Origin of the sequence: Actinoallomurus oryzae (genome assembly GCF_039541955.1) — a bacterium.
Classification (GTDB): domain Bacteria; phylum Actinomycetota; class Actinomycetes; order Streptosporangiales; family Streptosporangiaceae; genus Actinoallomurus; species Actinoallomurus oryzae.
In genome coordinates this window covers 264,501-286,846 of the sequence record NZ_BAABHF010000046.1, presented here as the reverse complement: position 1 = coordinate 286,846, position 22,346 = coordinate 264,501, and the positions used below count along the sequence as shown (strand labels likewise).

Here is a 22,346-nt window from a genome sequence, read left to right as displayed (position 1 = left end):
CTCCGCCAGGACGTGTGCGGCGATCATGCCACGCTCCCGTTCTGGATCTTCACGACTTCTCCGGCCTGGACGCCGAGGTCGCGGTAGACCGCCGAACCCGGCGAGTTGGCGGGTACCCAGACCACGCGGTCCGGCATGTCGGTGATCTCCAGCGGCAGGGTGATCTCGCCGCGCGCCGTGGCCACGGTGACCTTCCCGTCCGCTCCGATCTCCTTCGCGGTGGCCGCGCTCAGCCGGGCGACCGGGGTCTTGGCGGTACCGGCGAGGTAGCGCTCGCCGTCCTGCAGGCGGCCGGCGTCGAGCAGCATCCGCCAGGTCGCCAGGACCGCCTCGCCGGCGCCGGGCTCGCTCGCCACCCTGGCGGCGACGCTCGGCAGACCCGGCCGCGTGCCCTTGAAGCCGCCCAGCGCGGCCAGCTCGCGGCGGGCCGACGCGGAGTCGGGCAGGCCGAGGTGGACGTCCATCAGGTCGGCGATCGTGGCGAGCACCTTGAGGTCGGGCATCGCCTGCCGGACCTTCAGCACGGCCTCGAACGGGCGGCCACGGCCCTCCCAGTTGACGAACGTGCCGGCCTTCTCGGTGACGGCCGCCACCGGCAGCACCACGTCGGCCCGGTCGGTGACCGCGGTCACGCGCTGCTCCAGGCTGACGATGAACGGCGTGGCCTCCAGCGCGGCCAGCGCGCCCTCCGGGTCCGGCAGGTCGTACGGGTCGACGCCGCCGATGAGCAGGGCGTCGATCTTCTCGTCGAGCGCGGCGGCGAGGATGCCCTCGGTGTCGCGGCCGAGGGTCTCGGGCAGTGCGGCGACGCCCCAGGCCCGCGCGACCTCGCCGCGGGCGGCCGCGTCGGCGACCGGGCGGCCGATCGGCAGCAGGCCGGGCAGCGCGCCCGCCTCGATGGCTCCGCGCTCGCCGGCCCGGCGGGGCACCCAGGCGAGCCGTGCGCCGGTGGCGGCGACCAGTCGCCCGACGGCGGACAGCGCGCCCGGCACCGTGCCGAGCCGCTCGCCGACGAGGATGATCGCGCCTTCGCTCTTGAGCAGCTCCGCGGCGGCCTTGCCCGCGTCGTCCAGCCCGACGCCGGTGATCAGGTTGCCGAGCGTCTCGGCCTCGGCCCCGGGAGCGGTGGTCACCAGCGTGCCGCCGAGCTTGGCCAGGCCGCGGGACGCGAACGGGGCGATCGAGTACGTCTTCAGGCCGTGCTTGCGGGCCGCCTTGCGGAGACGCAGGAAGACGATCGGCGACTCCTCCTCCGGCTCGAAGCCGGCGAGGAGGACGGCCGGGGCCTTCTCCAGCTCGTCGTAGGTGACCGAGATGGGGCTGCCCGCGACGGTCGCCGCGAGGAAGTCGGCCTCCTCGCGTGAGTGCGCGCGGGCGCGGAAGTCGACGTCGTTGGTGCCGAGGGCGACCCGGGCGAACTTGGCGTACGCGTAGGCGTCCTCCAGCGTGACCCGGCCGCCGGTCAGCACGCCGGCCTTGCCGCGCGCCTTGGCCAGCCCCTCGGCCGCGATGGTCAGCGCTTCGTTCCAGGAGGCGGGCTCCAGCACGCCTTCTTCGTTGCGCACCAGCGGGTGGGTCAGCCGGTCCGGCGTCGTGGTGTAGGTGAACGCCCAGCGGCCCTTGTCGCAGTTCCACTCTTCGTTGACCTGCGGGTCGTCGCCGGCGAGCCGGCGCGTGACCTTGCCGCGCCGGTGGTCGGTGCGCTGGGCGCAGCCGGACGCGCAGTGCTCGCAGACGCTCGGCGTCGAGACCAGGTCGAACGGCCGGGACCGGAAGCGGTACGCCGCGCCGGTCAGCGCGCCGACCGGGCAGATCTGCACGGTGTTGCCGGAGAAGTAGGACTGAAACTCGTGGCCGGGCGCGAGGCCGACCTGCTCCTTGGCGCCGCGCTCCAGCAGGTCGATGAACGCGTCACCGGCGATCTCGTTGGAGAACCGCGTGCAGCGGGCGCACTGGATGCACCGCTCGCGGTCCAGCAGCACCTGGCTGGACAGCGCGATCGGCTTGGGGAAGGTGCGCTTCTTCTCCACGAACCGCGACTCGCCGCGGCCGTTGGACAGGGCCTGGTTCTGCAGCGGGCACTCGCCGCCCTTGTCGCAGACCGGGCAGTCCAGCGGGTGGTTGATGAGCAGCATCTCCATCACGCCGTGCTGGGCCTTGTCGGCGACCTCGGAGGTGAGCTGGGTCTTGACGACCATGCCCGGCATCACCGTGACCGCGCAGGACGGCTGCGGCTTGGGCATCCCGCGGCCGTTGCCGGCGTCGGGGATCTCCACCAGGCACTGCCGACAGGCGGCCACCGGCTCCAGCAGCGGGTGGTCACAGAACCGCGGGATCTGGATGCCGAGCAGCTCGGCGGCCCGGATGATCAGCGTGCCCTTGGGCACACTGATCTCGAACCCGTCGATCGTCAGCGTGACCAGATCTTCCTTCTTGGCCACCTGAGCGTCATCCGTGACGGTCACTTCTCACCTGCCCACACAGTCGAGGCGGCCTCGTCGAACGGGCAGCCGCCGTTCTCGAAGTGCCGGATGTACTCCTCGCGGAAGTACTTGATGCTGGAGGTCACCGGGCTCGTGGCACCGTCGCCCAGCGCGCAGAAGGAGCGGCCGAGGATGTTGTCGGACAGGTCGAGGAGCGTCTCGAGGTCCTCCTCGGTGCCCTGACCCGCCTCCAGGCGCTTCAGCATCTGCTTGTACCAGTACGTGCCCTCGCGGCACGGCGTGCACTTTCCGCAGGACTCGTGCGCGTAGAACTCGCTCCAGCGCAGCACCGCGCGGACGACGCAGACCGTCTCGTCGAAGATCTGCAGCGCCCGGGTGCCGAGCATCGAGCCCGCCGCGCCGACCGACTCGAAATCGAGCGGCACGTCGAGGTGCTCGTCGGTGAAGATCGGCGTGGAGGAGCCGCCCGGGGTCCAGAACTTCAGCCGGTGCCCGGCGCGGATGCCGCCGGCCATGTCGAGCAGCTCGCGCAGCGTGATGCCGAGCGGTGCCTCGTACTGGCCGGGCCGGGTGACGTGACCCGACAGGCTGAAGATGCCGAAGCCCTTGGACTTCTCGGTGCCCATCGAGGCGAACCAGTCGGCGCCGTTGGCGACGATCGACGGGACGCTCGCGATGGACTCGACGTTGTTGATCACGGTCGGCCCGCCGTACAGGCCGGCCACCGCCGGGAACGGCGGCTTGAGTCGCGGCTGGCCGCGGAACCCCTCCAGGGAGTCCAGCAGCGCCGTCTCCTCGCCGCAGATGTACGCGCCGGCGCCGCTGTGCACGACGAGTTCGAGGTCGTAGCCGGAGCCGAGAATGTTCGTGCCGATGTAGCCGGCCTCGTACGCCTCCGCGACCGCCTGCTGGAGGCGGCGGATGACGTGCAGCACCTCACCGCGCACGTAGATGAAGGCGAGGTTCGCGCGGATGGCGTACGAGCTGATGATCACGCCCTCGACCAGCGCGTGCGGGTCGGCCATCATCAGCGGGATGTCCTTGCACGTGCCCGGCTCGGACTCGTCCGCGTTGACCACCAGGTAGTGCGGCTTGCCGTCACCCTGCGGGATGAAGCCCCACTTCATGCCGGTGGGGAAGCCGGCGCCGCCACGGCCGCGCAGGCCGGAGTCCTTCACCGCCTGGATGATGTCGTCCTGCGGCATGCCCAGCGCGGTGCGCAGCGCCTGGTAGCCGCCGTCGGCCTCGTACGCCGTGCGGGTGAAGGAGTCGGGCCGGTCCCAGGACTTGGTCAGGATCGGCGTGAGGGTGGTCACTCGGCACCTCTTTCGGGCTCAGGGGCCTCCCAGCCGGACTCCTTGGCGAGCTGGAGGCCGCGCAGCGACGCGTAGCCGGCCTGCGTGCCCTCTCCGGCACGGCCGTCGTTGAAGCCCGCGAGCACGCGGGACGCCTGCTTCCAGGTGCACACCGACTCCGCGCCGCGGCTCGGGGCGATCTGCTTGCCGGCCCGGATGTCGTCGACGAGCTGCTTGGCCTTGGCGGGAGTCATGTCGTCGAAGAACTCCCAGTTGACCATCATCACCGGGGCGTAGTCGCAGGCGGCGTTGCACTCGATGCGCTCGAGGCTGACCTTGCCGTCCTCGGTCGCCTCGTCGTGGCCGACCCCGACGTACTCGCTCAGCTCGCGCCAGATCTGGTCGCCGCCCATGATCGCGCACAGGCTGTTGATGCAGACGCCGACGTGGAAGTCGCCGACCGGCTGCTGCTTGTACTGCGTGTAGAAGGTCACCACGCCGGTCACCTGCGCCGGGGTGATGCCGACCGCGTTGGCGCAGAACTCGATGCCGTCGTCGGAGACGTGCCCCTCCTCGGACTGCACCAGGTGCAGCAGCGGCAGCAGCGCAGAGCGCGGCTTGGGGTACCGCGCGATGATCTCCTTCGCGTCCCTTTCGAGACGCTCGAGAACCTCGGGCGCGAAACTCATCGGTCGACTCCCCCCATCACCGGGTCGATACTCGCGACCGCCGCGATGACGTCGGCGACCATGGAACCTTCGGTCGCGGCCGGGATCGCCTGCAGGTTGGTGAAGGACGGGTCGCGGAAGTGCGCGCGGTACGGGCGCGTGCCGCCGTCGCTCACCAGGTGGCAGCCGAGCTCGCCGCGCGGCGACTCGATCGACGCGTACACCTGGCCGGCCGGCACACGGAAGCCCTCGGTCACCAGCTTGAAGTGGTGGATCAGCGCTTCCATGGACTGGCCCATGATGTGCGCGATGTGGTTGGGCGAGTTGCCCATCCCGTCCGGCCCGAGCGCGAGCTGCGCCGGCCAGCCGATCTTCTTGTCCTGGATCATCACCGGGCCGGACTTGGCCGAGCCGGAGCTCAGCCGGTCGAGGCACTGCTCGATGATCTTCAGCGACTCGTCCATCTCCTGCATGCGCACGAGGTAGCGGCCGTAGACGTCGCAGGTTTCCTGGGTGGCCACCTCGAAGTCGTAGGTCTCATAGCCGCAGTACGGCTGGGACTTGCGCAGGTCCCACGGCAGGCCGGTGCTGCGCAGCACCGGGCCGGTCACGCCGAGCGCCATGCAGGCGGTCAGGTCGAGGTAGGCGATGTTCTTGGTCCGCGCGAGGTAGACCGGGTTGGCGTCGAGCAGCTTGCGCAGCTGCCCGAACCGGTGCCGCTCGCGCTTGACGAAGTCACCGATCTTGTCGATCGCGCCCGGAGGCAGGTCCTGTGCGACGCCGCCCGGCCGGACGTAGGCCATGTTCATGCGCAGCCCCGCGACCATCTCGAAGATGTCCAGGGCGTACTCGCGCTCCAGGAAGCCGTTGAGCATGACCGTGGTCGCGCCCAGCTCCAGGCCGAAGGTGGCGATCGCGACCAGGTGCGAGGAGATCCGGTTGATCTCCATCATCAGGACCCGGATCACCTGCGCCCGCTCGGGGACCTCGTCGGTGATGCCGAGCAGCTTCTCCACGGCGAGGCAGTAGGCCGTCTCGTTGAAGATCGGCGCGAGGTAGTCCATGCGGGTGCAGAACGTGGTCCCCTGGGTCCACGTCCGGTACTCCATGTTCTTCTCGATGCCGGTGTGGAGGTAGCCGATGCCGACGCGGGTCTCGTCGACGGTCTCGCCGTCGAGGGTGAGGATGAGCCGGAGCACGCCGTGCGTGGACGGGTGCTGCGGGCCCATGTTCACGACGAGGCGGTCGTCCTCGGTCTCCTGGGCGCCCTTGACGACCTCGTCCCAGTCCTGCCCGGCGACGTTGAAGACGGTGCCCTCGGTGGCCTCTTCCGTCCCGTAGGCGTCGTACTGCTGGGTCGGGCTCACCTTCTCGCTCCCTTCGCGGACGCCTCGTCCCTCGCCGGCCGCTCCGCTCGCTCGGCGGGTCGCCTCTCCGCGGTCGTGCTCATACGTAAGACCTCCGCTCGTCCGGCGGCGGCACCTTGGCCCCGCGGTACTCGACGGGGATGCCGCCGAGGGGGTAGTCCTTGCGCTGCGGATGGCCCATCCAGTCGTCCGGCATCATGATCCGCGTGAGCGCCGGATGCCCGTCGAAGACCAGGCCGAACATGTCGTACGTCTCGCGCTCGTGCCAGTCGTTGGTCGGGTAGACCGAGACGATCGAGGGAACGTGCGGGTCGGTGTCGGGGCACGTCACCTCGATCCGCACGCGCCGGTTGTGCGTGATCGACAGGAAGGGGTAGACCGCGTGCAGCTCGGCGCCGGTCTCGGCCGGGTAGTGCACGCCGGAGACGCCGAGGCACAGCTCGAAGCGCAGCCGCGGCTCGTCGCGCAGGGTCTTGATCACGCCGAGCAGGTGCTCGCGGCGTACGACGAAGGTCAGCTCGCCGCGGTCGACGACGACGCGTTCGACCGCCTCGCCGAAGTCGGCGTACGCGGCCTCCAGGGCGTCCGCGATCTCATCGAACTCCCCCTCGGCGCCGGTCGTGCGCGGTCCGCCGTACGGGCGCTCGGCGCTGACCTTCGGCGCCTGGCGGACGACGAGCCCGCCGAAGCCGGAGGTGTCGCCGGTCGTCCGGGCGCCGAACATGCCATGGCGCGCGATCGGCTGCTCGACCCGCTCCTCCTCGCTCTGCGCGGGAAGCTGATCGGCGGCCTGCTCGGCCCGCTGCTCAGGATGCTGTGAACTCATGAGGCCTCCTTCGTCGGAAGGGGGAGCTCCAGAACGCTGTGCCTGTTGATTCGCTCGCTCCGCTCACTCATGAACTGGTCACCTGCTGCGGCTGTTCGAGGAGGGGAAGCTGCCGGAGCCGGGCGCGCTCGAGTTCCTCGATCTCCTTCTTGCGGTGCGGCCCCATCTTGGTGTTCTGGATCTTGTCGTGCAGCTTGAGGATGGCGTCCAGGAGCATCTCCGGCCGCGGCGGGCAGCCGGGCAGGTAGATGTCGACGGGCACGATGTGGTCGACGCCCTGGACGATCGCGTAGTTGTTGAACATGCCGCCCGAGGAGGCGCACACGCCCATGGCGATGACCCACTTGGGCGAGGCCATCTGGTCGTAGATCTGCCGCAGCACCGGCGCCATCTTCTGGCTCACCCGGCCGGCGACGATCATCAGGTCGGCCTGGCGCGGCGAGCCCGACGCGCGTTCCATTCCCCACCGGGAGAAGTCGTGGCGCGGGTCGCCCGTCGCCATCATCTCGATGGCGCAGCAGGCCAGGCCGAACGTCGCCGGCCACACCGAACTCCTGCGCGCCAGCCCGAGGACCTGCTCGACCGTGGTGAGGATGACCCCGCTGGGGAGTTTCTCTTCTAGACCCATCTCAGTCCCACTCCAGACCGCCGCGCCGCCACACATAGGCGTACGCGATGAGGACGGTGACGATGAACAGCACCATTTCCACGAGACCGAACAGACCCAGGTGGTCGAAGGCCACCGCCCACGGGTAGAGGAAGATGATCTCGATGTCGAAAACGATGAACAGCATCGCCGTCAGGTAGTACTTCACCGGGAACCGCCCGCCGCCGACGGGCTGCGGGGTGGGCTCGATGCCGCATTCGTACGCCTCGAGTCTCGCGCGGTTCCAGCGTTTCGGGCCGGTCAAAGAACCCATAATCACCGAAAAGACCGCGAAACCAAGTGCTAGTACACCAAGTACGACAATCGGAACGTAGAGGTTCAAATCCCTACACCCCCCTCTCGGTGAAAGTCATCGAGCGCGCGTCTGACGCGGCACGGTCGTCGATCACGACCGGGATTTCCATCCTAGGCACGGCGAACATCACTTCTTTCCTCGGGGTGTCACGCCGCCGGCGCGAGTTTCGACATCGCGTTGATCACCCGGTCCATCGCGTCGCCGCCCCGCGGATCGGTGAGGTTCGCGAGGAGCTTCAGCGTGAATCTCATGAGCATCGGGTGCGGCAGGCCGTGCCGCGTCGCGAACTTCATCAGGCGCGGGTCGCCGATCGCCTTCACGAAGATCCGCCCGAGCGTGTAGTAGCCGCCGTACGCCTGCTGGAGGACCCTCGGATAGTCGTGCAGCGCGCGCTCGCGCTGGGCCGCGGTCGGCCGGCCGAGCGCCTGCACGATGATCTCCGCCGCCATCTCGGCGGACTCCATCGCGTACGCGATGCCCTCGCCGTTGAACGGGTTGATCATCCCGCCGGCGTCGCCGACGAGCAGCAGGCCGCGCGTGTAGTGGGGCGTGCGGTTGAAGCCCATCGGCAGCGCGGCGCCGCGCACCGGGCCGGTGGCGTTCTCCTCGACGTAGCCCCATTCTTCCGGCATGCCGGCGAGCCAGCTCCGCAGCAGCGCGCGGTAGTCGACGTTCTTGAAGGCGTCGCTGGTGTTGAGCAGGCCCAGCCCGACGTTGGAGGTGCCGTCGCCGACGCCGAACACCCAGCCGTAGCCGGGCAGCAGGCGTTCGCCGTCCCACAACTCCAGCCAGGACTCGAGGTAGTCGTCGTCGTGACGGGGGCTGGTGTAGTAGCGGCGCACGGCCACGCCCATCGGGCGGTCGTCGCGCTTGCGCAGGCCGAGCGCGAGCGAGAGCCGGGTCGAGTTGCCGTCGGCCGCCACGACGAGCGGGGCGCTGAACCGGACCTCGCCGTCGGGGGTCTTGGCCACCACGCCGGTGATCCGACCGGTGTCGTCCAGGACCGGCTCGGTCACGGAGGTGTTCATCCGGAGCCTGGCTCCGGCGGCGACGGCGCGCTCGGCGAGGATCTGGTCGAAGTCCATCCGCGTACGGACCAGGCCGTAATCGGGGTAGCTGGAGAGCTCGGGCCAGGGCAGCTCCATGCGGACGCCGCCGCCGATGATGCGCAGGCCCTTGTTGCGGATCCAGCCGGGGGCGTCGAGATCGACACCCATCTTCAGAAGCTGCTTGGTGGCACGGGGCGTGAGCCCGTCACCGCAGACCTTCTCGCGGGGGAACACCGTCTTTTCCAGCAGGAGGACGTCGAGCCCGGCCTGGGCGAGATGGTACGCGGCGGCCGAGCCCGCCGGTCCGGCGCCGACGACGATCACGTCGGCCTCCGTCGCGGAGGCGTCCTGCGTGATTACGGCGGGTGTCTCGGTCACGAGCCCTCCTCCGTCGGTCGCGCGACCGACGGTGCTGTGCTCTTTGGTGCCCTCGCTGCGCTCGGTCACTGGAATCCTCTGTGGGCATACATATCGGTCGGTGGTGCCGCTCGGTCGGTGGTGCCGCCTGCTGGGGGTTGGCGGGGCTCGATGCCGTGCCGGATCGTACGGCCCTTGAGGAGGCTCGGTGCGACCCGGGGTGCCATCTTCGGGTCTTGTTCTTTTGTGAAGCGCTTCACAAGCTTGGCTACACGCTGAGTCTAAACCTTCTCAGGGGCTGCTCGGGAACCGCGCGGCACCGTCGATCGTTCCGGGCCATTCGGTGCGGGTCGCCTGCCGGGACATGGCGGTTCTCGCCTAGGCTCGCGACCATGACGCGGGCATCTCTGGACAAGCAGCCGGCCGAGGTCGCGGCCATGTTCGACCGTACGGCGGCACGCTATGACCTGCTGAACGACCTGATGACGGGCGGCCTGGACCGCCGGTGGCGGCGCGAGGCCGTCCGCGCCCTGAACGCCCGGCCCGGCGAGCTGGTGCTGGACCTGGCGGCCGGCACGGGCACCTCGTCGGTGCCGATCGCCGAGGCGGGCGCGCTGACCGTCGCCTGCGACTTCTCCCTGGGGATGCTGCGCGAGGGCGTGCGCCGGCAGGGCGCGATCCGCGGCCTGGGCTTCACGGCGGGCGACGCGCTGCGCCTGCCGTTCGCCGACGCGTCCTTCGACGCCGTGACGATCTCCTTCGGCATCCGCAACGTCAAGGACACGGTGGCGGCGCTCGCGGAGATGCTGCGGGTGACCAAGCCGGGCGGGCGCATCCTGATCTGCGAGGTCAGCCGCCCGCCGAACCCGGTCCTGCGCCGGCTGCACGGCCTGCACCTGCGGGTCGGCCTGCCGATGATGGCCAAGGTCAGCTCGAACCCGGACTCCTACCACTACCTGGCCGAGTCGACCGCGGCCTGGCACGACCAGGAGGCCCTGGCGGCGCTGCTGCGGCAGGCCGGCTGGGAGTCGGTCCGCTACCGAAACCTCACCTTCGGAGCCGTCGCCATGCACCACGCCCGACGGCCGGCCGCCTGAGCCGCGAGAGAACGGGTCCGCCGGTGCCGGCGGAGCCCTCGGTTCGCACGAGGGCACCCTCACCTGGCGCCGGCATATGCCCTCACAGGTGCGCGTCTGGGCGCCGGGCTAGTGCTGCGGCAGGCAATGTTGCCCTGTTGTGGTGTGTGCTGCCTGGAACCGGTTGGGGGGAACGCGGGGGCTTGTCAGGTGGTCTTGGCCGCTGTGTGTTCTGGCCTCGGGCGGGCGTCGAGCAGGTGTTGCGGGCTGGGGACCGAATTCTGTCGTAGGTACTTGCTGTAATCGCCTGGTGCCTCGACGTGAAGAAGGTGGTCGGGTGGTCATGCGGACCGCCCGCGTCGGTCTGCGGGTCTCGGCCGGTCAGCGGCGCCGGTGTTTCGGGTTGCTGGTCTCGGCCGGTGATGTGTGGGCGTGTGTGCTGGACATGAACCGGTGGCGGCGGCAGCGGGGGCTGCGGCCGGTTGTGGGGTATCAGGCGTTGTGCCGGGAGTTGTCGGCGGCGGGTCCGGGCACGTTCGGGGAGTTGGACTCGGTCGGGGCGCGGTCGGTGCTGCGGCGTTACAGCGACGCCTGGTTCGCCACCGCCAAGCGCCGAAAAGACGGCGAGGTGGCGGCGCGGTACCCGCGGCGCAAACGCCGGCTGATGCCGGTGCGCTACTACCACGGCACGTTCACCCTCGACGGCCGGCGGTTGCGCCTTCCGGCCGGTCGTGGGTGTGCGTCGTTGTGGGTGCGGTTGGACCGGCCGGTCCCCTATGAGGCGGGGCAGGTGCGGTCGGTGACATTGGTGGCCGAGGGCGGCCGGTTGTTCGTCGATGTCACCGCCGAAGTCCCCATCACCGCCTATCCACCAGAGCGGGAGCCGGATCCCGGGCGGATGGCGGGGGTCGATCCGGGGTTGATCCATCCGTTCGCGGTGGCAGGTCCGGATGGTGAGGGGCTGGTGGTGTCGGGACGGGCCATCCGCGCCGAAACCCACCTCCACCTCAAAGACACCAAACACCGGCGGCGCACGGTGTCGCGGCAGGCGCCGAAGCCGGGTCAGGTCGGTTCGCGGCGGTGGCGGAAGTACCGGGCCCGGCAGCGCAAGATCGAAGCGCGTCACCGGCGGCGGGTCCGCCAGGCCCAGCACGAGGCCGCCCGTCAGGTCATCACGTGGGCGACCGCACGCCGGATCGGCACACTCGTGGTCGGGGACCCGCGCGGCGTCCTGGCCCTCACGGCGGGGCGGAGGCATAACCAGCGGGTCCAGGCCTGGCGGATCGGGCACCTGCTGAAGTGTCTGAGGGACAAGGCCGAACAGGCCGGGATCGGCCTGGTGCTGGTGGACGAGCGGGGCACCTCCTCGACCTGCCCCACCTGTCGCCGGCGGGTTCCCAAACCCAAGAACCGGAATTTCACCTGCACCTGGTGCGGGTTCAGTGGGCACCGCGACCTGGTCGGCGGCGCCAACATCGCCCGGCGCGGCCCGGGCGGCACCATCACCACCACGAGCATGTTTCCGGTGGTGATCACGCACCGTCGAGCCGGACGGCACCTCCCCGGTGCCGGACGGTCCCGGCGTGACCCCAGACGGTCCCCCCATCACGGCACCGCATATGGGGTCCCATGGCCGGCCGTGGCCCGCCCCACCAGAAGTGGGGAGTCGCTCGCCCACCACAGCGAGGATCAGCCAACCCCGCCTCCCCAACGAGGCAAACGTTGGCTGACACGGCACTAGTCGTCTTCTCGGGCGGCGCCTTCGGCGAGGTTCTCGCGGATGCGGCTCGCTCGTTCGGTGACCGAGTTGGAGATCGCGTCGCGCTGGCGGGTCAGCAGCACGAAGCTGATGATGCCGCTGATCAGTATGGCCAGCGCGAGCAGCAGGAACCCGCGGGCCCCTGCCAGGAAGAGCACGCCCGCGGTCACGCCGAACAGCGCGAGCCGCGACAGGGTGTAGATGAGTACGGAACGCATGGCAGGTTCGAGGCTATCTCTCCCCTGCAAGTCCTTCGCCGAGGACCTCCGCGTACAGGGCGGGGTCGGCGTTGCCGCCGGAGACGACGGCGACGTACTTGCGCCGGTCGCCCGGCATTCCGTAGTGGGTGAGGTAGGCCGCGGTCGCCACCGCGCCGGCGGGCTCGGCGACGAGGCGGGCGCCCCGAGCGAGCCGCCGCATCGCCTCACGGATCTCCTCCTCGCTCACGGTGACGATGTCGTCGACGTACCGCAGGTGCTCGAACGGCAGCTCGCCGACGCACTCGAGGCGGAGCGCGTCCGCGATCGTCCGGCGCGTGTCGGCGCTGGGCCAGGAGATCCGGCGGCCGGCGCGGAACGAGGCGCGTGCGTCGGCGGCCAGCTCGGGTTCGACGCCGATGACCCTGGTCTCGGGCCGCAGGGACTTGATCGCGGTGGCGATGCCCGCGAGCAGGCCGCCGCCGCTGATCGGCACCAGGACGGTGTCGACGTCCGGCGCGTCGGCGAGGATCTCCAGCCCGATCGTGCCCTGGCCCGCGATGACCCGGCGGTCGTCGAACGGCGGGATCAGCGCGTAGCCGTGCGCGGTCGCCAGCCGGTCGGCGGTCTCGACGCGCGCCTCGATGGTCGGTTCGACGTACACGAGCTCGGCGCCCAGCAGGCGGCACGCGTCCGCCTTGACGGCCGGGATGGTGGTCGGCACGACGAGCACGGCCGGGACGCCGACGGCCCTCGCTGCGTACGCGACGGCCTGGGCATGGTTGCCGCTGGAGTGCGCGACGACGCCGTTCTTGCGGTCGGCCTCGGGCAGTGCGCTGATCGCGTTGTAGGCGCCGCGGAGCTTGAAGGAGCCGACCGGCTGCAGCGACTCCGGCTTGAGCAGAAGAGACGGACCCGACGGAGCCTGAGGAAAGGCCACCAGCGGCGTGCGGAGGATGACATCCGCCAGGCGCTGGGCGGCGTCCTCGATCTCCTGCACCGTAACAAGATCGTACATACCAGCACCCTATGGGCCCTCGCATGTCACAAGGAACTGCAACCAGGCGATCACATCTCGTTATTACCCCATGTCGCAAAACTACGCAGCGTGATGTTTTCCGAAAACAAGGGAGAAACCGGTCTTCAACCGGCACACTGAGAAACAGTCCTTCCGCGACGAGAGCGGGACAAAGGGGGAGAGAAAACGTGGAGAGCACGAGCGAGCGCCTGCTGACCCCAGGCGAGGTCGCTGCCCTGTTCCGGGTCGATCCGAAAACCGTGACGCGATGGGCCGCCGCCGGCCGGATCAGTAGCATCCGCACGCCCGGCGGGCACCGCCGTTTCCGGGAGTCGGAGGTCCATGCACTACTGCGCGGCGAAGAGAACGCCGACTCTGCCGACCTCGGCCGCTGACCTCACCTTTCCGGGCCGACGCCCCGTCCCCCCGGGCGCCCTTGTCACTCTTCGGGCCTATCCGTCATTCGCCCTCTTCAATCGCTGCGCGGGCCGTCACGCGCCTCGGTGATCCACTCCGTTCGCTCCGCCGGGCTCACTCGGGCTGCTCGGCCTTGAATTCCTCGAACTCCTGGCGCAGCGCGTCGTCGTCCGCACGCCACCGCCGGCGCCGGTCCGCGAGTTCCTCCTCGGTGATGGACTGCTCGAGTAGCCGTTGATAATCGGGGTCATCGGGCCCGATCTCGACGTACGCCTGGCCGATCACGCTTCCGGTCTCACCGTGCGCCACCTTTTCCTCACGCCCGGGTCCGACCACCCCCACGGGCACCCGGAGGTTCCCGTCGGGGAGTCTGATGACGTACATCGCCCCTCCCCTATATGCCGTATTTACGATTGAAGAAAAGCATCACATTGAGCGCCGCACGGGTGTTCCCGCCGAGCATGTCCACAAGTGCGGGCCGCTGTCGCGATGCGATCGCCGCGAAGGCATCCGCGAAGAACTCGTGGCGGCCCAGATCGTCACCCTGAATGTGAAAATCACTCGCGAAATGCGGCACACATTGCTCGTACAGCGCGCGGAACTCGGGACTGTCAGACTGCCATTCCCGGGGCCCGTCCTCCACGAACTCGCCGTCGATGTCGTCCAGCGCGTGACCGACCTCGTGCAGCATGACGTCCGGAGTCGGTGAGGGCTGATCGCCCACGACGATCGTCCGGTCACCGTACGCCCCGGCGCAGATGTCCCACGTCGCCTTTCCACCCGGCAGCGGGGCGCCCCGCAGATACTGCATGTCGTCCAGGTCGGGCACACCGCCCGAGCCGACGTAGATGCCGTCCAGCCCGTCGGCCAGCTTGGTCTTGAGGGCGTCGGGCAGCTCGGCCAGGCTGTCGATGGCGCGTACGGCGTCGGCCGGCGCCGACCTGCCGTCGGCCGCCCACTGCCGATAGAGGATGGTCTCGAGCGCCCCGCAGTTGCGACGCCCGTCACGCAGGTCGACGGCGTCCGGCGGGTGCGGCGCGGCGCGCGGGAGGTCCTCGTCGAGCTCGAAGTCGCGCCAGGTGTAGTGCGGCTTGGCCCGCGCGTCCGCCGCGGCGTCGCCGGGGTGCTCGACCGGCCGGCGGTCCTCCGGCTCGATCTTGCGAAACCGCCCGAGCGCGTCGCGCGGCTGGAGCCGCCGGGGCCGCTCGACGGCGGGCTGGGACGTGCGGTCGGCCCGGGACGTGCGGTCGGGCCCGCCGGCGTCCTTGGGCCGGCGATGCCGCCCACGGCTGTCCGCGGCCGCCACCTCGGCCTGACGGCGGTTCCCCCGATAGCGCATCGAACGCCCCCTCAGCCCTCCACCGGGACTATCCAGGCCGTAGCGTAAGCCGGACCCCACGACCGCGTCATCTCCGCGTACGGGCGCCTGTGTCGGCCGTAGGCGAAGGTGGGCAGGCCAGGACACCGGCACCCCGGTTTCGGCCAGGACCCCGGGTCCGTCCGAAAGGCCCGGAGCTCAGTACGGAAGGCCCGGAGCGGCCACCGGACGTTCGGCGCCTTCACGACGGCACTAGTCTGCGAAGCATGCTCGTCCTTGCCGCCGTGCTCGTCCTGGTCGCACTCGGCATCTGGCTCTACTGCCTCTTCGAGGTGCTGTCGACCAATGAGGGCGAAACGCGCCATCTGCCGAAGTTCGCCTGGTTTCTCATTGTGCTGCTCGGCTTCGAGGTCGGTGCGGTCGCCTGGCTCCTGTTCGGGCGACGCCGGCGCTTCGTCACCGCCGACGTGACCGCCTGGCCCCCGGACTTCCTCCTGTCGGGCGAGGGCTCCCGGGGCGAACCGCCCGCGTCCGCCCCGCTCGGCCCTGACGACGATCCCGAGTTCCTCCGTCAGCTCGACGAACGGCTCCGCGGCGACGACCCGGACTGAGACCCTCCCACGAAAAGACGCCCCGGCGACGTGTCGCCGGGGCGTCTTCGCTGGGAGGCAGAAGGATCAGTGCGGCAGCGCGCTGCCCTTCAGCCAGGTGTTCCACGACAGGGTCCAGTACGTCCAGCCGTTGCCCTGCTCGTTGACGAGCTTGCGGTCGGTGCCGACGACGTCCACCACGTCGCCGCGCTGGGCGATGTTGTAGAACCAGCGGGCGCCGGTCGGCGAGGTACGGACGCAGCCGTGGCTGATGTTGTTGTGGCCCAGCGCGTAGTACTCACCGGGGCTCTGGTGGACGTACTCGCCGCGGTCGCTGATGCGGACGGCCAGCGGGATGTCCTCGGCGTAGTAGCCCGGGTCGCCCGGCTTGCGGCCCGGCGACACCATGTGCACCATCGGCGCCTTCTCCTTGGTGAGATGGATGCCGCTGGTGGTGGTGTACTCCTGGGTCGTCCCCATGCCCATGCTGATCGGGAACTTCTTGACCGTGCCGTCGTGGTCGACCTTCATGTAGTGGGTCTTGGCGTTGGCGACGGTGATGTTGGAGGCGCCGATCTTGAAGGACTTGGTCACGTCGGTCGTGCCGTAGACGCCCTTCAGCCCTCGCACGCCGGCCATGTGGGCGGTGAGGGTGACGTTCTGGTGCGGCTGCCAGTACTTCTGGGTGCGGTAGACCACCTGCGTGGGCGACGTCCAGTGCCATGCGCCCACGTCGCCCTTGTCGGACTTGACCTCCAGGGCCTTCTCCACGTACGCGCGGTTGGCGATCGCCCGGTTGAACGTCACGATGATCGGCATGCCCACGCCGACCGTCTCCTTCGGCATCGGCGTCACGTCGCTGATGCTGAACGTCTGCGTGGCCTTCTGCAGCGTGAACTGGCTCGCCGCGCTGACGGTCTTGCCCTTGGCGTTCTTGGCGGTGGCGTTGACCGAGTAGGCGGCGCCCGGCTTCAGCGTCCAGGTGGACTTCCATTGGGTGTGCTCGGCGTTGAAGGAGCCGACCACCGGCTTGCCTGCCTGTACTGCGTTGACCTGTTCCAGCTTTCCGCCCGACGCGGTGACCGTGATGCCCTGGTCGGGCCTGGCCTTACCGTCGCCGTTCGCCGGCAGGATCCGCACCTGCGCGTCGGGCGCCTTGGTGCCGTCCTTGCCGTTCGTGCCCGCCTCGCTGCTCTGGCACGCGCACGCACCCGCCGCCACCAGAGCCGCCATGACCAGCGCGACGGCCGCCCGCCTATTACTCACCCGAGTCCTCCCAGCTTTGCCCACGCCGGATGAGACGCACCACGTGCGTAAAATGTTTGCCGGTTGGGGTTAGAAAATCATGCGTACGAGTGCAACCCCGTCACCAAGTAGTTGATTCCGAAGAAGTTGAACAGCAGGCAGCCGAAGGCGATCAGCGAGACGAACGCCGCCTTGCGGCCTCGCCAGCCGGCGGTCGCGCGGGCGTGCAGGTAGCCGGCGTAGCCCACCCAGGTGATGAACGACCAGGTCTCCTTCGGGTCCCAGCCCCAGTAGGTGCCCCACGCGGAGTCCGCCCAGATCGCCCCGGCGATGATCGCGAAGGTCCAGATCGGGAACGCGAACATGATCGCCCGGTGCGCCACCGTGTCGAGTGCCGGCATCGCGGGGACGCGCGACAGGATGCCGCCGGGCCGTACCGCGACGAAGGACTTGACCAGGTACAGCACGGTCGCGACACCGGCCACCGTGAACGTTCCCGTGGCCGTCACCGCGGCGGTCACGTGAATGGCGATCCAGTACGAGTGCAGGGCGGGCCGGAGCGGGCCCGGGTCGTTGTAGAGCCAGAGCACGGCGATGCCGAGCGCGATCACGACGGCCACCATGAGGAACGGGCCCAGCCAGTTGATCTTGTAGCGCCAGAGCATCACGAGGTAGACGGTGACCGCGGCGAACGAGATCGCGGACACGAACTCGTACATGTTGCCCCACGGCACCCGGTCCGCCGCCATGCCCCGCGTGACGATCTCAGCGCCGTGCAGGCCCCAGGCGACGACGTTCATGAGGATGGCGAACCGGCTCCAGTCGATCTGGCGCCTTTCGCTCGCGGGCTCGTCCGCGGCCTCTCCGGCCTCGGCGTCGATCGCCTCGGTCTCCGCGACCTCCGGGCCGCCCGCCCCGACCAGCACCCGTGCGTGGTCGGCGGGCACCTCGGCGTCGGCCCGGCGGCGCGCGAACGACAGCTCGGCGGCATACGCCACCATGGTCACGACGTAGACCAGCACGGCACCGAGCATCAACTGGTTGCTCAGGTGTGCCAGATAGGGGTCGACCATGGCCGTCACTCCTCGTCAGGGGTTGGGGGAGCGGTCTCGCGGAGCCGCTCGGCGATCGCGTCGAACTCCGGCGTGGCGCCGCCGAGAGTCAGGCCACCGACCTCGACCACCGTACGCCCGCCCTCTCCGGCTCGTGCACGGACCCACACCCTGCGGCGCCGTACGAGGAAGGAGGTGATGATGGCGATGATCGCGATGATGCCGGCGATGAGCGCGGGCACGCGGCCGGGGTCGTGGTTGACCTGGATGGTGATGTACTGCCGGTAGCCGGTGAAGGTGATCGAGCCGGCACCGCCGGGCAGGGTCTCGGTCTGCCCGACCGCGAGCGGCTTGACCTTGTTGCCCATCAGCAACGGCTTCAGCTTGGCGGTGTCGAGCCGGTACACCGACTGCGGGGCGCCGTTGGACAGGCCCAGGTCGCCCTTGAAGGCGAACAGCGCCACCTGGGGGTTCCAGGCGGCCGGGAACGCCGACGTGACCTTGCCCTGGGCATCGGGGACGGCGGTCGGCCAGAACAGCCCGATGAAGCCGAGCTGGTCCGGCTGGGCGTCGGGCACCTTGACGACGCCCTCGGAGGCGTACGTCGCCTCGCTCATCGGCAGGAACGGCACCGCGCCCTGGTAGGCGACCTGCCCCTTGCCGTCGCGGACGGTGAACTCCGGCGCGTAGCCGTGGCCGAGCAGGTAGACGCGGGCGCCGTCCACGTTGAGAGGGTGGTTGACCTGCAGGTTGTACGGCCGCACCGACGACTTCAGGTCCTTCTGGTAGCGGATCTTGGCCGAGAACTCGGTCGGCTGCCCGCGGTCGGGGCCGTCGGGCAGGTACGAGGCCTTGAAGGAGTCGAGCCAGACGGTGAACGGCGGCAGGCTCGAGGAGGAGAACGCCCGCCCGTTCTTGAAGGCGTCGTAGGAGGTCAGCGCATTGGAGAAGCCCTCGCCCTCGGTCACGATGACGTTGCCCTTGTAGCCGAACGCCGACCCGAACCCCACCGCGAACAGCAGCACCAGCAGCGCCAGGTGGAAGACCAGGTTGCCGGTCTCTCGCAGGTAGCCCTTCTCGGCCGCGACGTGGTCGTCGTGGGAGTCGACCCGGAACCGCCGGTCCTTCAGCACCGTCGCGGCCTGGGCCAGCACCTCGTCCGGCGCCGCCTCGGTCTCGTACGTGGCGGTCTCCGGCAGCCGCGCGAGGTTGCGCGGCGCCTTCGGCGGCCGGGACCGGATGTGCCGGTAGTGCTGCCAGGACCGCGGCAGCACGCAGCCGGCCAACGAGATGAACAGCAGGATGTAGATCGCCGCGAACCACGGCGCCGCGAAGACGTCGAACAGCGACAGCCGGTCCATCCACGGCGCGAGGGTCTTGTGGTCGGTGAAGAACTGGCTGACCTTCTCGGGAGCCAGCCCGCGCTGGGGGACGAACGACCCGGGCACCGTGCCGAGCGCGACCAGGAACAGCAGCACGAGGGCCGTGCGCATCGAGGTCAGCTGCCGCCATCCCCAGCGCAGCCAGCCGAGCGGGCCGATGCCCACGGGGCGTTCGCGCGGGGCCTGGGGCGAGGACTGCGCCTCGGGCGCGTCCGTGCTCGTCTCGTCCGTGCTCGTCGTCAATCAGATCACCGTCTTGAAGCCGGATACCCAGCCTTGCATCTTGATCGTCAGGTCGGCCCAGGCGCCGGTGACCAGGAGCAGCCCGATCGCGACGAGCATCCCCCCGCCGACGCGCATCACGGCCCGGTAATGCCGCTTGACGACGCCGAACGCGCCGAGCGCCCGGCGGTAGGCCAGCGCGGTGAGCAGGAACGGCACGCCCAGCCCCAGACAGTACGCGAAGGACAGCAGCGCTCCGCGCGTGGCGCTCGCCTCGCTGTAGGCCATGGCCTGGACCGCCGCCAGGGTCGGCCCGATGCAGGGCGTCCAGCCCAGGCCGAACAGCATGCCCAGCAGCGGCGCGCCGGCCACGCCCGCGGCGGGCAGGCGGCTGGACTTGACCGTGCGCTGCAGGCCGGGGACGAACCCCATGAACGCCAGGCCGAGCACGACCGTGACCGCGCCGAGGATCCGGGTGAGCACGGTCGCGTGCCGCTGGAGCAGCGCGCCGAAGCCGCCGAAGGCCAGCCCGGCGCTGACGAACACCACCGTGAACCCCAGCACGAACAGGGCCACGCCCAGCAGCAGCCGCCCCCGCCGCTGCACGGCCAGGTCGGCGCCGGTCATCCCGGTGACGTAGGACAGGTAGCCCGGCACCAGCGGCAGCACGCACGGGGACAGGAACGACACGAGCCCGGCCGCCCCGGCGATCGGGACGGCCAGCATGAGGGAACCGCTGGTCACCGTGCTCACGGAACCTCCTTCGTCGGCCCCGCGAGCAGGCTGCCGCGCCTGAGGGCTCGCTCGCTCCGCTCGATCACGTGCCCATCACTTCTCCGCCGCCAGGCGGGTGACGATGTCCCTCAGCGAGGTGTAAGAGACGCTGCCGATGGCGCGGGCCGCGATCTGTCCCTTGCGGTCGATGATGAGGGTGGAGGGAACGGCGTTGGGCGGGATGTCGCGGAACGCCAGCGCGATCTGCCCCGCCTGGTCGTACAGGCTGGGGTAGTTGATCTTGTAGGTGCGCAGGAACGCCTGGGCGTTGTCCTTGCCGTCCTTGATGTCCACGCCGACGAACTGCACACCGGAGGCCTGGGTCTGCTCGTAGACCTTCTGCATCGTGGGCGCCTCGGAACGACAGGGCGCGCACCACGACGCCCAGAAGTTCACCACGATGATCTTGCCGGTGTAGTCCGACAGCTTCAGCGGCTTGCCGTCGAGCGTGGTGCCCTGGACCGCGGGCGCCGGCTTGCGGTCTTTGACGATCTCGCTGACGTTGTCGCCGGCGACATAGCGCGAGTCGCCCGCGCCCGGGCCGTTCTGCACGGCGGAGGCGCCCGCGCAGCCCGCGAGAACGCCGCCGAGGAGAACCAGGGCCGGCACGGTCAGCACACGTCGGATCACGGTGAGACTCCTACTACTACAGGACGTAGTACTTATTGTGCCCGAGGGGTCAGGCGCCGGGCACATTGGGGCGCCGCGACAGCGCTCCCGCCGGCTCGGCGTAGTCGACCTTGACGATCCGGCCGTCGTCGTAGGTGAAGCTCGTGACGCTGGCCAGACCGCACTGGCGCCGGCCCGGGTGGTGCCACAGCGAGCGGCCCTCGACCTTGCGGCGGGTCACCCAGATGGGCAGTTGATGACTGACGCAGACCGCCTCGTGGCCCTCGGCCGCGTCGCGTACGTCGGCCATGGCGGCCAGCATGCGCCGGGCGATCTGCTCGTAGGGTTCGCCCCAGGAGGGACGAAAGGGGTTCCAGAGGTACGGCCAGTGCTGGGGACGGCGCAGCGACCCGTCACCGACCCCGAACGTGTGGCCCTCGAAGTGGTTGCCGGCCTCGATCAGCCGTTCGTCGGTGCCGACCGGAAGGTGGAGCGTCTCGGCGATCGGCTCCGCCGTCTCCTGCGCGCGCTCCATGGGCGAGGAGCACAGCACGGTGATGTCACGCCCGTCGAGCCACTTGGCGGCGGCCTCGGCCATGAGCCGACCGTCGTCGCTGAGGTGATAGCCCGGCAGGCGCCCGTACAACACCCCTTCGGGGTTGTACACCTCACCGTGGCGCAGCAGATGGACGATGGTCTTCATGGCGCGCCCCAGACTACCGGCCGGCGCGCGCCCACGGGCCAGGCGGGTGGCGTGCCGCGGTGAAGTCTTTCCGGCTCCGCAGTCTCTCAGGCCGCCGGGTTCGCGGCGGCCTGCGCCGGAGCGGACGCGCGAAGGGCGGCGACCGCGGCGCGGATGGCCGGGCGGCGGGCGGCCTCGGCGCGCCAGATCGCGTACACATGCCGCGTCAGCGCCGGGCGTACCGGAATGATCCGGACGCCCTCGGGGATGTCGCAGCGGCCCAGGCGGGGAAGGACGGCGGCGCCGAGGCCGGCCTCGACCAGCGCGAGCTGGGTGGCGTACTCGTCGGCGGTGTGATCGATGCGGGGTTCGACGTCGACCGAGCGAAGCGTGTGGACCAGCCAGTCACGGCAGATCGCGCCCGGGGACTGGGTGATCCACGAATCGTCGTGCAGGTCGCCGAGGTCGATCACCGAGCGATCGGCGAGCGGGTGGTCCGCGGGCAGCGCCACGTCGGCGATGTCGTCGGCCACCGCCGCCTTGAGCAACCCGTCCGGGATGGCGAGCGGCACGTTGAACCAGTCCTGCACGACCGCGAGGTCGACCTCCCCGCGGACGGCCAGCGGCACGGCCGCGTGGGGCTCCTGCTCGCGCAGGCACACGCGCAGGCGCGGATGCTCGCGTCCCAGGGCGCGCAGCGCCGGCGGCAGCAGGCCGCGCGCCGCGGTGGGGAACGCCGCCACGGCCAGCTCTCCGACGACCTGCCCGCGCTGGGCCTCCAGGTCGGACTCGGCCGCCTCGACCATCGCGAGGATGCGCTCCGCGTGCGAGGCCAGCAGCTCGGCGGCGTCGGTCAGGCGGACGCCGCGCCCGTAGCGTTCGAGCAGCTTGTGCCCTGTCTCCCGTTCGAGCTTGGCGACCTGCTGGGAGACCGCGGAGGTCGTGACGTGCAGGACGTCGGCGGCGGCGCTCACCGACCCGTACGTGGCAACCGCGCTGAGAGCGCGCAGACGGTCGAGATCCAGCATAAAGCAATA

Annotated in this window: 23 protein-coding genes; 4 read left to right on the top strand and 19 right to left on the bottom strand. The window is 70.0% G+C overall.

Annotation, left to right across the window (positions count from 1 at the left end; genetic code table 11):
• Positions 1-23: 23 nt before the first annotated feature.
• From ABEA10_RS37640 to ABEA10_RS37605, 8 genes are all read right to left on the bottom strand, one after another.
• Positions 24-2,465 (bottom strand): NADH-quinone oxidoreductase subunit G, encoded by a 2,442-nt coding sequence (locus ABEA10_RS37640; RefSeq protein ID WP_345472259.1) that lies wholly within the window; start codon positions 2,463-2,465, stop codon positions 24-26.
• On the bottom strand, positions 2,462-3,760 hold the full coding sequence (gene nuoF / locus ABEA10_RS37635) for an NADH-quinone oxidoreductase subunit NuoF (RefSeq protein WP_345472257.1): 1,299 nt from the start codon (positions 3,758-3,760) through the stop codon (positions 2,462-2,464). The genes ABEA10_RS37640 and nuoF overlap by 4 nt, the downstream gene beginning before the upstream one ends.
• Entirely contained in the window at positions 3,757-4,428 is a 672-nt protein-coding gene (nuoE, locus tag ABEA10_RS37630) for an NADH-quinone oxidoreductase subunit NuoE (RefSeq protein ID WP_345472255.1), read from the bottom strand. The genes nuoF and nuoE overlap by 4 nt, the downstream gene beginning before the upstream one ends.
• A complete protein-coding gene (locus ABEA10_RS37625; protein WP_345472253.1) occupies positions 4,425-5,774 on the bottom strand; it encodes an NADH-quinone oxidoreductase subunit D in 1,350 nt (449 codons plus the stop codon). Before ABEA10_RS37625 ends, nuoE begins: the two co-directional genes overlap by 4 nt.
• A gap of 79 nt (positions 5,775-5,853) precedes the next feature.
• Positions 5,854-6,600 (bottom strand): NADH-quinone oxidoreductase subunit C, encoded by a 747-nt coding sequence (locus ABEA10_RS37620; RefSeq protein WP_345472252.1) that lies wholly within the window; start codon positions 6,598-6,600, stop codon positions 5,854-5,856.
• Between the two features lie 67 nt (positions 6,601-6,667).
• A complete protein-coding gene (locus tag ABEA10_RS37615) occupies positions 6,668-7,228 on the bottom strand; it encodes a NuoB/complex I 20 kDa subunit family protein (protein ID WP_345472250.1) in 561 nt (186 codons plus the stop codon).
• A gap of 1 nt (position 7,229) precedes the next feature.
• Positions 7,230-7,589 (bottom strand): NADH-quinone oxidoreductase subunit A, encoded by a 360-nt coding sequence (locus ABEA10_RS37610; RefSeq protein WP_329245327.1) that lies wholly within the window; start codon positions 7,587-7,589, stop codon positions 7,230-7,232.
• A 119-nt stretch (positions 7,590-7,708) separates the two neighbouring features.
• Positions 7,709-8,989, bottom strand: a complete 1,281-nt coding sequence (locus ABEA10_RS37605) for a geranylgeranyl reductase family protein (RefSeq protein ID WP_345472247.1) — start codon at positions 8,987-8,989, stop codon at positions 7,709-7,711.
• 371 nt (positions 8,990-9,360) lie between these two features.
• Here ABEA10_RS37605 and ABEA10_RS37600 point away from each other — a divergent pair, with 371 nt between their 5' ends.
• Positions 9,361-10,065 carry a class I SAM-dependent methyltransferase gene (locus ABEA10_RS37600; protein ID WP_329245332.1) on the top strand — a complete coding sequence of 235 codons (705 nt, stop codon included), beginning with the start codon at positions 9,361-9,363 and terminating at the stop codon, positions 10,063-10,065.
• Positions 10,066-10,387: 322 nt separating this feature from the next.
• Entirely contained in the window at positions 10,388-11,785 is a 1,398-nt protein-coding gene (locus ABEA10_RS37595; protein ID WP_345472833.1) for an RNA-guided endonuclease InsQ/TnpB family protein, read from the top strand.
• On the opposite strand, the gene ABEA10_RS37590 is transcribed toward ABEA10_RS37595, so the two are convergent.
• Complete coding sequence (locus ABEA10_RS37590; RefSeq protein ID WP_329245335.1) at positions 11,782-12,021, bottom strand: DUF4229 domain-containing protein; 240 nt, start codon at positions 12,019-12,021, stop codon at positions 11,782-11,784. The two genes, ABEA10_RS37595 and ABEA10_RS37590, sit on opposite strands and share 4 nt — an antisense overlap.
• A gap of 13 nt (positions 12,022-12,034) precedes the next feature.
• Positions 12,035-13,018 (bottom strand): threonine ammonia-lyase, encoded by a 984-nt coding sequence (locus tag ABEA10_RS37585; protein WP_345472244.1) that lies wholly within the window; start codon positions 13,016-13,018, stop codon positions 12,035-12,037.
• Positions 13,019-13,206: 188 nt separating this feature from the next.
• Between ABEA10_RS37585 and ABEA10_RS37580 the strand changes: the two genes are divergently transcribed.
• Entirely contained in the window at positions 13,207-13,413 is a 207-nt protein-coding gene (locus tag ABEA10_RS37580; protein WP_329245341.1) for a BldC family transcriptional regulator, read from the top strand.
• A 136-nt stretch (positions 13,414-13,549) separates the two neighbouring features.
• Here the strand turns inward: ABEA10_RS37580 and ABEA10_RS37575 are convergent, their stop codons facing one another.
• Together ABEA10_RS37575 and ABEA10_RS37570 are read right to left on the bottom strand one after the other, a co-directional pair.
• Positions 13,550-13,819 (bottom strand): hypothetical protein, encoded by a 270-nt coding sequence (locus ABEA10_RS37575; RefSeq protein WP_345472243.1) that lies wholly within the window; start codon positions 13,817-13,819, stop codon positions 13,550-13,552.
• Positions 13,820-13,829: 10 nt separating this feature from the next.
• Positions 13,830-14,774 carry a hypothetical protein gene (locus ABEA10_RS37570; RefSeq protein ID WP_345472241.1) on the bottom strand — a complete coding sequence of 315 codons (945 nt, stop codon included), beginning with the start codon at positions 14,772-14,774 and terminating at the stop codon, positions 13,830-13,832.
• 245 nt (positions 14,775-15,019) lie between these two features.
• On the opposite strand from ABEA10_RS37570, the gene ABEA10_RS37565 reads away from it, so the two are divergent.
• Positions 15,020-15,364, top strand: coding sequence for a PLD nuclease N-terminal domain-containing protein (locus tag ABEA10_RS37565; RefSeq protein WP_345472239.1), 345 nt, complete (start codon positions 15,020-15,022; stop codon positions 15,362-15,364).
• Between the two features lie 66 nt (positions 15,365-15,430).
• Here ABEA10_RS37565 and ABEA10_RS37560 read toward each other — a convergent pair whose 3' ends face one another.
• The 7 genes from ABEA10_RS37560 to ABEA10_RS37530 all read right to left on the bottom strand — a co-directional run bounded on the left by ABEA10_RS37560 (position 15,431) and on the right by ABEA10_RS37530 (position 22,337).
• A complete protein-coding gene (locus tag ABEA10_RS37560) occupies positions 15,431-16,609 on the bottom strand; it encodes a L,D-transpeptidase (RefSeq protein ID WP_345472237.1) in 1,179 nt (392 codons plus the stop codon).
• Positions 16,610-16,686: 77 nt separating this feature from the next.
• Complete coding sequence (gene ccsB / locus ABEA10_RS37555; protein ID WP_345472236.1) at positions 16,687-17,661, bottom strand: c-type cytochrome biogenesis protein CcsB; 975 nt, start codon at positions 17,659-17,661, stop codon at positions 16,687-16,689.
• Positions 17,662-17,666: 5 nt separating this feature from the next.
• On the bottom strand, positions 17,667-19,265 hold the full coding sequence (gene resB / locus ABEA10_RS37550) for a cytochrome c biogenesis protein ResB (RefSeq protein ID WP_345472235.1): 1,599 nt from the start codon (positions 19,263-19,265) through the stop codon (positions 17,667-17,669).
• Positions 19,266-19,970, bottom strand: a complete 705-nt coding sequence (locus tag ABEA10_RS37545) for a cytochrome c biogenesis CcdA family protein (protein WP_345472832.1) — start codon at positions 19,968-19,970, stop codon at positions 19,266-19,268. It lies immediately after the preceding gene.
• Between the two features lie 102 nt (positions 19,971-20,072).
• Complete coding sequence (locus ABEA10_RS37540) at positions 20,073-20,648, bottom strand: TlpA family protein disulfide reductase (RefSeq protein WP_329245359.1); 576 nt, start codon at positions 20,646-20,648, stop codon at positions 20,073-20,075.
• Positions 20,649-20,697: 49 nt separating this feature from the next.
• A complete protein-coding gene (locus tag ABEA10_RS37535; protein WP_329245361.1) occupies positions 20,698-21,330 on the bottom strand; it encodes a histidine phosphatase family protein in 633 nt (210 codons plus the stop codon).
• An 86-nt stretch (positions 21,331-21,416) separates the two neighbouring features.
• Positions 21,417-22,337: a LysR family transcriptional regulator gene (locus ABEA10_RS37530; RefSeq protein ID WP_345472230.1), complete on the bottom strand. Its 921-nt coding sequence runs from the start codon at positions 22,335-22,337 to the stop codon at positions 21,417-21,419.
• Between the last annotated feature and the right edge of the window lie 9 nt (positions 22,338-22,346).

Excerpts from the sequence above, each read along its gene's own strand:
- nuoE (WP_345472255.1), bottom strand. The coding sequence starts at position 4,428 with ATGAGTTTCGCGCCCGAGGTTCTCGAGCGTCTCGAAAGGGACGCGAAG.
- ABEA10_RS37620 (WP_345472252.1), bottom strand. The coding sequence starts at position 6,600 with ATGAGTTCACAGCATCCTGAGCAGCGGGCCGAGCAGGCCGCCGATCAG.
- ABEA10_RS37615 (WP_345472250.1), bottom strand. The coding sequence starts at position 7,228 with ATGGGTCTAGAAGAGAAACTCCCCAGCGGGGTCATCCTCACCACGGTC.
- ABEA10_RS37600 (WP_329245332.1), top strand. The coding sequence starts at position 9,361 with ATGACGCGGGCATCTCTGGACAAGCAGCCGGCCGAGGTCGCGGCCATG.
- ABEA10_RS37595 (WP_345472833.1), top strand. The coding sequence starts at position 10,388 with ATGCGGACCGCCCGCGTCGGTCTGCGGGTCTCGGCCGGTCAGCGGCGC.
- ABEA10_RS37590 (WP_329245335.1), bottom strand. The coding sequence starts at position 12,021 with ATGCGTTCCGTACTCATCTACACCCTGTCGCGGCTCGCGCTGTTCGGC.
- ABEA10_RS37585 (WP_345472244.1), bottom strand. The coding sequence starts at position 13,018 with ATGTACGATCTTGTTACGGTGCAGGAGATCGAGGACGCCGCCCAGCGC.
- ABEA10_RS37575 (WP_345472243.1), bottom strand. The coding sequence starts at position 13,819 with ATGTACGTCATCAGACTCCCCGACGGGAACCTCCGGGTGCCCGTGGGG.
- ABEA10_RS37570 (WP_345472241.1), bottom strand. The coding sequence starts at position 14,774 with ATGCGCTATCGGGGGAACCGCCGTCAGGCCGAGGTGGCGGCCGCGGAC.
- ABEA10_RS37565 (WP_345472239.1), top strand. The coding sequence starts at position 15,020 with ATGCTCGTCCTTGCCGCCGTGCTCGTCCTGGTCGCACTCGGCATCTGG.
- ccsB (WP_345472236.1), bottom strand. The coding sequence starts at position 17,661 with ATGGTCGACCCCTATCTGGCACACCTGAGCAACCAGTTGATGCTCGGT.
- ABEA10_RS37545 (WP_345472832.1), bottom strand. The coding sequence starts at position 19,970 with ATGCTGGCCGTCCCGATCGCCGGGGCGGCCGGGCTCGTGTCGTTCCTG.
- ABEA10_RS37535 (WP_329245361.1), bottom strand. The coding sequence starts at position 21,330 with ATGAAGACCATCGTCCATCTGCTGCGCCACGGTGAGGTGTACAACCCC.
- ABEA10_RS37530 (WP_345472230.1), bottom strand. The coding sequence starts at position 22,337 with ATGCTGGATCTCGACCGTCTGCGCGCTCTCAGCGCGGTTGCCACGTAC.